Origin of the sequence: Sandarakinorhabdus sp., from assembly GCF_031422795.1 — a bacterium.
GTDB lineage: Bacteria > Pseudomonadota > Alphaproteobacteria > Sphingomonadales > Sphingomonadaceae > Sandarakinorhabdus.
Genome location: NZ_JANPML010000118.1, coordinates 1 through 7094 on the forward strand (window position 1 = coordinate 1; position 7094 = coordinate 7094).

General features: G+C 63.5%; 6 protein-coding genes. 5 read left to right on the top strand and 1 reads right to left on the bottom strand.

From position 1 onward, the window contains the following. Positions 1-240 precede the first annotated feature (240 nt). The 5 genes from RMO81_RS04485 (at position 241) to RMO81_RS04505 (ending at position 5334) form a co-directional block, all read left to right on the top strand. A complete protein-coding gene (locus RMO81_RS04485) occupies positions 241-504 on the top strand; it encodes an acyl carrier protein (RefSeq protein WP_310474552.1) in 264 nt (87 codons plus the stop codon). Between the two features lie 5 nt (positions 505-509). Continuing rightward, on the top strand, positions 510-1739 hold the full coding sequence (gene spt / locus RMO81_RS04490; RefSeq protein ID WP_310474554.1) for a serine palmitoyltransferase: 1230 nt from the start codon (positions 510-512) through the stop codon (positions 1737-1739). An 84-nt stretch (positions 1740-1823) separates the two neighbouring features. Next, on the top strand, positions 1824-3041 hold the full coding sequence (locus RMO81_RS04495; protein ID WP_310474556.1) for an LptF/LptG family permease: 1218 nt from the start codon (positions 1824-1826) through the stop codon (positions 3039-3041). 6 nt (positions 3042-3047) lie between these two features. After that, positions 3048-4136 (top strand): LPS export ABC transporter permease LptG, encoded by a 1089-nt coding sequence (lptG, locus tag RMO81_RS04500; protein ID WP_310474558.1) that lies wholly within the window; start codon positions 3048-3050, stop codon positions 4134-4136. Between the two features lie 43 nt (positions 4137-4179). Further along, a complete protein-coding gene (locus RMO81_RS04505) occupies positions 4180-5334 on the top strand; it encodes an N-acetyltransferase (protein WP_310474560.1) in 1155 nt (384 codons plus the stop codon). 52 nt (positions 5335-5386) lie between these two features. Here the strand turns inward: RMO81_RS04505 and RMO81_RS04510 are convergent, their stop codons facing one another. After that, positions 5387-6967, bottom strand: a complete 1581-nt coding sequence (locus RMO81_RS04510) for a Do family serine endopeptidase (protein ID WP_310474562.1) — start codon at positions 6965-6967, stop codon at positions 5387-5389. Positions 6968-7094 lie beyond the last annotated feature (127 nt).

Sequence of the window (7094 nt, forward strand, 5' to 3'; positions counted from 1 at the left end):
GCTGCATGGTGCGGATCAGGTGGATGGCAATGGCATGACTGGGATTCGGGTCGTGGCCGCGGCGCTTGGCCGCCATGCTCTCTTGCGACGCTTAGATGCCCGTGCCCGTGCCCCTGCACGAGTCGGTGTCCGTGTCGGTGATGTCATCCATGTGTCACATACTGGCACCAAAGCCGGGGCTCCGCAATTTGGCCATGATGTCAGGGCAAAGGGCACAAGCATCCCTTAATTGGAACAACCATGACCGACCGTGCCCCAGATCGCGACACTGTTTACGCCCGCATTCTCGAACTGATCGAGCCGCTGAACCTGAAGAAGGCGCCGCTGACCGAAGCCACCAGCTTTGCCGGCGATATGGAAATGGATAGCCTTACCGTGATGGGCCTTGTGGCCAGCATGGAAGACGAATGGGATATCATGATCCCCTTGAACATGCTGCCCGATCTGGAAACCATCGGCCAGGTTGCCGATGCCGTGGCCGGTCTGGTGGCAAAGAAGGGCTGAGCAAAATGCCAAACCCCCCTGTCCTCGACCTGCTGGCCAAATATGATCCGCTGATCGCCGAACACGCCGGCCTGCTTTCCACCGGCATCCGCGATCCGTTCGGCATCGTGATGGACAAGGTTCTGTCTCCCACCGAAGCCATCATCAAGGGCAAGCATACCATCCTGCTCGGCACCTATAACTATATGGGCATGACGTTTGATGCCGATGTGATCACCGCCGGCCAGGATGCGCTGCGTGAATTTGGTGCCGGCACCACGGGCAGCCGGGTGCTGAACGGCACCTATCAGACCCACGCCGCCTGCGAGGATGCGCTGAAGGATTTCTATGGCATGTCCCACGCCATGGTGTTCTCCACCGGTTATCAGGCCAATCTCGGCATGGTGTCGACGCTGGCCGGCAAGGGTGACTTCATCATCCTCGATGCCGACAGCCACGCATCCATCTATGATGGCTGCAAGATGTCGAACGCCGATATCGTGCGTTTCCGCCACAACGATGCGGCCGATCTGGAAAAGCGGCTAAAGCGCCTGCCGGCCGACGCGGGCAAGCTGGTCGTGCTGGAAGGCGTCTATTCGATGCTGGGCGACGTCGCGCCGCTGCCGGAACTGGTGGCGATCGCCAAGGCGCATGGCTGCATGGTGCTGGTTGATGAAGCCCACGGCATGGGCTTTTTCGGCGAACATGGCCGCGGCGTCTATGAAGAACAGGGCGTGGCGGACGATGTGGATTTCGTCGTCGGCACCTTTTCGAAATCGATCGGCACGGTTGGCGGTTTCTGCGTGTCGAATCACCCCAAGTTCGAGATTTTGCGCCTAGTCTGCCGGCCCTACACCTTCACCGCCTCGCTGCCGCCGGCCGTGGTGGCCAGCGCCGCCACCTCGATCCGCAAGCTGATGACCGCGCACGACAAGCGCGCCCGGCTGTGGGAAGCGACCCGGCGTCTTCACGGCGGCCTGAAGGGGCGCGGCTTCAAACTGGCCACCGATACACCGGAAAGCGCCATTGTCTCGGTGCTGATGCCGGATCAGGAAACCACCGCGCTGATGTGGTCCACCCTGATCGAGCTGGGTGTTTATGTGAACATGAGCCGGCCGCCGGCCACCCCCGCCGGCGTGTTCCTGCTGCGCTGCTCCATCTGCGCGCTGCATTCGGATGAGCAGATCGATATCGTGCTGGGCAAGTTCGATCAGGCGGCCCAGATGGCCAATCTGGCCCTGCACGAAGCGGCCTGATTTCCTCCATGACGCAGACAGGCTGGGCGACTATAGGTGAGCTGCCTGGTCGCCGTCGCGTCCGGTGAGGGAAATAGCTGCGGCGTGATCAAGCGCATCGATCGCTATCTGTTCGGCCTGATCATCGTGCCCTTGTTTGGCACGTTGGTGGTGGCTGCCATGCTGCTCGTGCTCGATCGCATGCTGCGGCTGTTCGATTTCGTCATCAACGAAGGCGGGCCTGTTTCGGTTGTCTGGCGCATGCTGGGCAATCTGCTGCCGGAATATCTGTCGCTGGGGATCCCGATCGGCGTGATGCTGGGCATCTTGCTGGCTTTCCGCCGGCTCGCCACGTCCTCCGAACTCGATACGCTGCTGGCGGTTGGCGTGTCGTACAAACGGCTGCTGCGGGTGCCCTTCCTGTTTGCCTGCGTGTTCGCCGTGGTCAATTTCGGCATCGTCGGCTGGCTGCAGCCGGTCACGCGCTATGCCTATGAAAATCTGCGCTTCGAATTGCGCTCCGGCGCGCTGGGCGCATCGATCAAGGTCGGCGAATTTGCCGATCTGGGCGGCGGGCTGACCTTGCGGGTCGAAGAATCGCGCAACCAGGGCGCTGATCTGCGCGGCCTGTTCGTGCGGGCGGCAGGGAAGGACGGCCAGATCGTCGCCGCCACCGCGGCGCGCGGCACCTTCCTGGCCACTGATGATCCCGAATTCATCCTGCTGCGGCTGCACGACGGCACGTTGGTGCACAGCCCGCAGGCCGATGCCACGCCGCGCGTGCTCGGCTTTGCCCAGCATGATCTGCCGATCCGGCTGCCGGAACTGGCCGCTTTCCGCAAACGCGGCGAAGGCAATCTGGAAGCCACGCTGCCGGAACTGGTGCACACCATGTTCACCGCCACCGACGAGACGGAACAGCGCAGCGCCTCAGCCAGTTTCAACCGCCGCATCGTGCAATGCGTGATCATGTTCCTGCTGCCTTTCCTGGCTGTCCCGATGGCGGTGCCGCCGAAACGCTCGACCTCGGCGCTGGGCGTGTTCCTGTCGATCATCGCGCTCGTCACCTTCCACAAGTTGACCGAATATGGCGAACGCATGGGCACGCTGGGCCGGGTTGATCCGGTGCTGGCGCAGTGGGTGCCCTTTGCCTTGTTCCTTGGCCTGGCGCTGTGGCTGTTCCGCGTGCTGGAACGGCCGGGCGGCCAGCCCATCGGCGCGCTTGATCGCTGGTTCGGCAAGATCACCAGCTTTGTTTCGGGCCTGGCTGGCAAGCTGGTGCGGCGCCAGAACTGGGCCGACGACGTGCTGTCGGCCGGGTAAGCCCAGATGGCACTTTTCCCCTCGAAAACCATCGCCTGGTACACCGCGCGCATGTTCCTGGTGCGCGTCGCGGCCTTCATCATCGGGCTGACCGTGATCCTGCAATCGCTCGATCTGCTGTCGGAATCCGGCAAGGTGCTGGCGGCGGCCGGCAACACCGAATCCGATCTGTGGGTCTATGTGTCGTTGCGCACGCCGCAGATCGTGCAGCTGTTCCTGCCGTTCTCGGTGCTGCTGGCAACATTGGTGACGCTGGCAACGCTGAACCAGAACAGCGAGGTGGTGATCTTCAAGGGGGCCGGCCTTTCCGCGCACCATATTTTGGCACCGCTGCTGGTCGCGGCGTTGGGCGTGGCAGCGGCGAACTTCCTGTGGAACGAACGCATCGCCACCCGCGCCAGCGCCTCGTTGAAGGCCTGGCAGGAACAGGATTATCGCAAGCTGCCCGCCACAGCGGTGAAATCCACGCAAAGCTGGGTGCGCGGCGGCGATGATCTGTTCCACGCCGATGCCGTGGCGGGCCGCGACGCTGCCACGCGGCTGACCGGGGTGACCATCTATGATCGGCGCGACAACAGCCTGATGCAGGTGGTGATGGCGGCCAGTGCCACGCCGATCGCCGGCGGCTGGCGGCTGGTCGATGTGCGGCTGTTCGATGTGGCCAGTGGCGGGCTGGAAACGCGCGCTGCCCTCGATTTCGTCACCGAAGTGGTGCCGCGCCAGTTCACCACCACCAGCATCAACCCCAATTTCGTGCCGCTGTGGGATTTGTGGCCGCAGATCGGCGAACAGCGCGCCGCCGGCAAGCCCACCGACGTGCTGGAAGCGGCAGCCTGGCACAAGATCAGCGGGCCGTTGTCGGCTGTGCTGATGCCGCTGCTGGGGGCGGTCGCGGCCTTTGGCCTGGCGCGATCCGGCAAGTTGTTCGTGCGCGCCGTGATCGGCATGGCGCTGGGCTTCGCCTTTTTCGTGGCCGACAATTTCATGCTGGCGATGGGCAATTTCGGCACAGTGCCGCCGCTGATGGCCGCCTGGGCGCCGTTCCTGTTGTTCCTGCTGATCGGTGAAGCCGTGCTGATCCGCACCGAAGAATAGGCTTTCGCAAATTTGCCTTGATTGCCGCCTATCACCGCCAACGATGAGCATTATCACCCTGAAGCGCGTTGAAAACGCGGCCGACCGCAAGGCCTTCGTCGATCTGGTCTGGACGCTTTATGCCAGCGATCCGCACTGGGTGCCGCCGCTGAAATCCGAAATGCTCGGCCTGATTGGCGGCATCAAGACCAATCCATGGTTCGGCCATGCCGAAGCCGCCTTCTGGCTGGCGCTGAAGGATGGCAAGGTCGTTGGCCGCATCTCCGCTCAGGTTGATGAGCTGGTTATTGCCCCCGCAGCGCCGGGCGGCGGGCCGGGGACAGGCCATTGGGGCATGTTTGAGTGCATCGATGATGCTGCCGTCGCCGATGCGCTGTTCGGCGTGGCCGAACAATGGCTGAAGGCCAAGGGCATGACCCGCGCGCTCGGCCCGTTCAGCCTCTCCGTGTGGGACGAGCCGGGCCTGCTGGTGCAGGGCTTTGAAGGCCCGCCGACCGTGATGATGGGGCACCACCGGCCATATTATGCAGCCATGGTCGCCGCGCGCGGCTATAAGGGCGTCAAGGATCTGCACGCCTGGTCACTGCCGATTGCGGCGCCCCTGCCAGAAATGGTGCAGCGCATCGTGGCCTTTAGCGAACGCAACCCCAAGCTGGTGACGCGCCCGGTGGACAAGAGCAAGTTTGATCAGGAAGCCGCGCTGATCCTCGATATCCTCAACGATGCCTGGTCCGATAATTGGGGCTTCGTGCCGCTCACCTCGGCCGAAATCGTCTATGTCGGCAAGAAGCTGAAACCGATCATCTTCGAAGGCCTGGTGCGCGTGGCCGAATATGAAGGCGTGCCGGTTGGCTTCATGATCACCCTGCCCGACATCAACGAGCTGACCCGCGATCTGAACGGCAATCTGTTCCCGTTTGGTTGGGCCAAACTGCTGTGGCGGCTACGCGCGCCCAAGGTGAAGCGTATGCGCGTGCCGCTGATGGGAATCAGGAAATCGTTTCAAGGCCACCGCGCCGCATCGCTGATGGCATTCCAGATGATCGAATATATCCGCCGCGTCGCCGTTGCCGAGTTCGGCGCCAGCGAAGGTGAGCTGGGCTGGGTGCTGGATGACAACGGCCCGATGCGTTCCATCGCCGATGCCATCGATAGCCATGTGACCCGCACCTACCGGCTGTACGAACGGGCGCTGTAACGAAAAAGGGGAGCGGTTGCCCGCTCCCCTCGTTCATTCGAAACGCCCGCGCTTATTTCGCCGGGATCAGCTTCACACCGGTATAACGGCCCGGCGTGTTGCCGCGCTGCACCAGCATCAGCACCGTGTCCTTGCCGGCCTTGCGCTCGACTTCCACCGCCGCTGCGGCTTCGGCTGGCGTCGTCACCGGCTTCTGGCCGATCTTCAGGATAACGTCGCCGCGCTGCAGGCCCTTGGTGGCTGCGTCCGACGACGGGCTGATGCCGGCAATCACTACGCCCTGCACCTTTTCATCCAGCTTCAGCTGCTGGCGCAGCACAGGCGACAGCGGCTGCAAGGTGATGCCCAGGCTGGCCTTGGCGGCTTCGATGCCGGGCGCCTTGCTGTTGTCTTCGGCGGCCGGTTCGTCGTCTGCCGGCATGCCGGCGCGCTGCGCCACCACGGCTTCGGATGGACGCTGCGCGATGATGGCGTTCACCTTCAGGCGCTTGCCTTCACGCATCAGCTCGAGCGGGATGGTGGTGCCAATTGGCGTGGTGGCAACGATGTACGAAAGGCTGTTGTCGTAATTCACTTCGCGGCCGCCCACGGTCAGGATCACATCGCCCTGGCGCACGCCGGCGCGCGCTGCCGGGCCGCCCGGTTCGACGCTGGCAACAATCTCGCCCTTGTCCTTGGGCAGGCCCAGGCCGGCGGCGATGTCAGTCGACATGCGCTGGATGGCAACACCCAGATAGCCGCGCTTGACGGCACCAGTGGCCTTCAGCTGATCAACCACCGGCTTGGCCAGTTCGGCCGGGATCGAAAAGCCCAGGCCGACATTGCCGCCGGTGGGCGAGAAGATCGCCGTGTTGACGCCGATCACATTGCCGTTGAGATCGAACAGCGGCCCGCCGCTGTTGCCCTGGTTGATGCTGGCATCGGTCTGGATATAGCGATCATACTGGCCCGAACCGATGTCGCGGTGCAGGGCCGAAATGATGCCGGCCGTCACCGTGCCGCCCAGGCCAAACGGGTTGCCGATGGCAATCGACCAATCGCCAACGCGCGTCTGCTCGCTGTTGCCGAACTGCACGAAGGGCAGGCCAGTGGCTTCGATCTTGAGCACGGCCAGATCGGTGAGCGGATCGCGGCCGACCACGCGCGCGGTATATTCACGGCGATCAGAAAGGGTGACGGTGATCGATTCCACCGGCTTGTCGCGGCCTTCGCCAGCCGAAATCACGTGGTTGTTGGTGACGATATAGCCATCAGCGGCAATGATGAACCCGGAACCAAGGCTGGTGGCCTCGCGGGTGACAGGCTCACCGCCGTCCTGCTGTTCCTGAAAGCGGCGGAAGAATTCTTCCAGCGGGTTGCCAGGTTGGGCCTGGCCGCCGGGACCACCAGGGCCGCGGCGCATCCGGCCGATTTCCACCTTCTGCGTGGTCGAAACATTGACCACGGCCGGGGCGAGGCGCGCTGTCAGATCGGCAAAGCTGCGCGGGGCGCCGCCGGGCGGCATGATGGCAACGGCCGGTGCGACTGCGTTCTGCGCCGGCTGCGACGCCGGCGCCTGCGCGAAGGCAATAGCGGCGATGCCGGTGGCCAGAACGGCGACGGGGATCAGGGTGCGGGAGATCTTTGACGTCATGTCTGTCTTTCTGGTTGCGATGCGGTTGCTGATGAGCCCGTGTGGTCTATGCAAGCAACACGCCTAACCGTGCATGAACAAGGATGGATGGTTCAACACCAGCGGTTCAGCGCCAACAGCTCAACGG

What these genes read in the sequence shown, in the direction of transcription:
- RMO81_RS04485 (WP_310474552.1), top strand. Translation starts at nt 241, where the DNA reads ATGACCGACCGTGCCCCAGATCGCGACACTGTTTACGCCCGCATTCTC.
- spt (WP_310474554.1), top strand. Translation starts at nt 510, where the DNA reads ATGCCAAACCCCCCTGTCCTCGACCTGCTGGCCAAATATGATCCGCTG.
- lptG (WP_310474558.1), top strand. Translation starts at nt 3,048, where the DNA reads ATGGCACTTTTCCCCTCGAAAACCATCGCCTGGTACACCGCGCGCATG.
- RMO81_RS04505 (WP_310474560.1), top strand. Translation starts at nt 4,180, where the DNA reads ATGAGCATTATCACCCTGAAGCGCGTTGAAAACGCGGCCGACCGCAAG.
- RMO81_RS04510 (WP_310474562.1), bottom strand. Translation starts at nt 6,967, where the DNA reads ATGACGTCAAAGATCTCCCGCACCCTGATCCCCGTCGCCGTTCTGGCC.